Source organism: Limosilactobacillus urinaemulieris, assembly GCF_014838745.1.
Taxonomy (GTDB): Bacteria; Bacillota; Bacilli; order Lactobacillales; family Lactobacillaceae; genus Limosilactobacillus; species Limosilactobacillus urinaemulieris.
In genome coordinates this window covers 1-1082 of sequence record NZ_JABUXR010000044.1, presented here as the reverse complement: position 1 = coordinate 1082, position 1082 = coordinate 1, and the positions used below count along the sequence as shown (strand labels likewise).

Sequence of the window (1082 nt, the reverse complement as noted above, 5' to 3'; positions counted from 1 at the left end):
TAACCTTCTTTACATGATTTTTGTGGTGAATTGATTGTACAACACGAGGACAGCAGTTGTCCTTTTTGTGTACAAAAAAACTGGCATTGATTTTTTATCAATACCAGAAAGTGTATACCCGGAATTTACCATAGTATTTTTGGACATCATGAAATTCTATCATTGACATGGTACTTTACTCTCCCCCTAAATTGACGGTGTCATTAGTAGTCATAAAGACTAAAACAATTAAATTATAGAACTTGTTGGATCGACAGGCAAGAAAGCTCGGACGAATATAAAAATTTAAAAATAATTATCGTTTAATATAAGGGAATTTTATTTTAGGCTTACCAAAATAAATATTTACAAATATTTGATAAGTAGTAACATAGTAGGTGAAACTTACTGCGATCGAGATAATCTATTGATCGTCAGAACCACAGAGAGGGGAATAGTTTAATGTTTGAAATTAAGCCAAAGAAGTTCAAGAAGATCCTTGTCGGTGTCGATGATGCACCTGATGCTCGGGCAGCTTTTTCATATGCAGTTGATAAAGCAAAGCGTGATGGCTCTGAATTAGGAATCGTTTCTATTCTAGAAACTGATAATGTTAATGTTTATCAAATTCTTGATAAGGACTATGTTCATAGTTCTGCTGATGAATTACGGAAACGGGTTAATGAGTACGTTAAGGCTGCTGTTGATTATGGAGTAGATCCAAGTAAAATTACAGGAATTGTTGATCAGGGTGATCGACCAGCAGAACGGATTTGTAACCACGTTATTCCAGCATTTCAGCCAGACTTATTAGTTGTTGGTTCAATTGGTAAATGGGGTAACCGGAAAGCTGTTGGTTCACAGGCTTCTTATATGACTAGACATGCTGGAACCTCAGTATTTGTTATTCGGACTACTGCAGTAGAAAGATATGAATAATTATTTCTGATTAGCAATTATTTAAAGTCTTAACTAATCAAAGATAAAGGGGCTGTGACATAAGTCCTTTAAATTAAGAGAACCGTTCGGAATTTCATTTGAAATTCTGAGCGGTTCTTCCTTTTCTTAAAATTAATACTAAATATGGACAGCCTCCCGGCGAT

The 1082-nt window shown here is 34.9% G+C and carries 1 protein-coding gene; it reads left to right on the top strand.

Features of this window, described 5'->3' with window-relative positions; translation table 11 throughout:
• Window positions 1-441 precede the first annotated feature (441 nt).
• On the top strand, window positions 442-918 hold the full coding sequence (locus HUK45_RS09340; RefSeq protein ID WP_102168168.1) for a universal stress protein: 477 nt from the start codon (window positions 442-444) through the stop codon (window positions 916-918).
• Window positions 919-1082: the final 164 nt, after the last annotated feature.